This window comes from Cellulomonas sp. P5_C6 (assembly GCF_054049635.1).
Genome location: NZ_JBFULZ010000365.1, coordinates 1 through 1,427 on the forward strand (window position 1 = coordinate 1; position 1,427 = coordinate 1,427).

A 1,427-nucleotide genomic window follows, 5' to 3' on the forward strand; every position below is an offset into this window, starting at 1 on the left:
GGTCAGCCAGTCGGCGGCTTGGCGGATCTCACGACGTTGTCATTCTTTCCAACTAAGAATCTGACGACATCGGAGGGTGGCGCAGTCCTTACGCCTCACCAGGATCTCGAACTGCGGGCGCGGCGCTTCAAGAACCATGGCCTGGTGCGAACGGCTGCCGACATGCGCTGGCCGGAGGAGGGTCCCTGGCACCAGGAAGTGCACAGTTTCGGGCTCAACTATCGCCTCCCCGACGTCCTTGCTGCTCTCGGCTCCTCGCAGCTTTCGCGGCTCGAGAGCTTCGTAGACCGCCGCGCGAGCATCCATGAGCGGTACGACAGCGGCCTCGCGGGCCTGGAGGGCATCCTCACACCCGCCCACCGTCAGGAAGCTCGACCGGCCTGGCACCTCTATCCGTTGCGCGTACTTGGTGGACGCCGGCGGGAGGTGTTCGAGTTCCTCCGAACGGCCGGCATCGGCGTACAGGTCAACTACGTGCCGGCCTACTGRCACCCCGTCTTTGTAGACCTCGGCTACAAGCGAGGAATGTGTCCGAACGCGGAGGCCTACTACAGCCAGGAGATCTCCCTGCCGCTGTACCCCGACCTGTCCGACAATGACGTTGATCGCGTCATCGGACTCGTGCGTCGGGCGCTCTCAGGCACGGACTCCTGACCGCACTGGTGACGTCAGCGCGTCGGTGAGGCGAGCACCGCTGCCAGCCGGGCGCGCGCAGCCTCACCGATATCGGCAACGATTTGGCACGCGAGGCGCTCGTCAAAGCCCGCCGTCCCCTCTGGTGCTCGCAACGCGGCCACATCGCATGGCAGATCACGCCGGTCGTCGGCGACGACCGATACTGCAGCGCCTGCTACGAGGGCGTCGATGGCGGCGGTCGAGGTCACTACGACGACTGTGTCGCCCGGCCCGACGACCTCCAACATGCGCCCACCCAGATCGCCGACGACGTCGACAGCTGCCTCGATTTCGGACCAGCTCTCCCCAACTCTAGAGGTCGAGCGAGGATGGGGGCGCAGAACCGTCTCGACGCCCTGCTGCTTGGCATCGTCGATCAACGTTCGGACACGGCGAATCTCTTCGCCGCTCAGCTCTTCCAGGGACGAGCAGACCACCAGGCGCGGCGCGCGTCCGGATGACGGCACAGGTGTTTCAACGTCCGGCCGCCCGACTGCCGTCACGCGGAGTCGTTGGTCGGACGCGCGGAAGAAGTCCGCTTGGACGTTGCCCCAAACGAGGACCTCGTCCGCGAGAACTGGAAGGTAAGTCGACGCAGACGGCGCTCCATGCACAAGTGTCACGAGGCGACGCCCCTGCTTCCGGCTCGCCCACACGATCGGTCGCGAGTAGGTATGGCGATCAAAGTCAACGAGGACAGAGGCGGTCGCGGGTACCGAGGCAATCAGTGCGGCAGCGGCCTCGTACCGAAG

The 1,427-nt window shown here is 65.5% G+C and carries 2 protein-coding genes; one reads left to right on the plus strand and one right to left on the minus strand.

The features are described 5' to 3' along the window. On the plus strand, positions 1-654 hold a 654-nt coding region (locus ACXJKG_RS21155), incomplete at its 5' end, for a DegT/DnrJ/EryC1/StrS family aminotransferase (protein ID WP_456847680.1). 14 nt (positions 655-668) lie between these two features. Here ACXJKG_RS21155 and ACXJKG_RS21160 read toward each other — a convergent pair. Further along, a partial coding sequence (locus ACXJKG_RS21160) for a hypothetical protein (protein WP_456847681.1) occupies positions 669-1,427 on the minus strand: 759 nt, incomplete at its 5' end.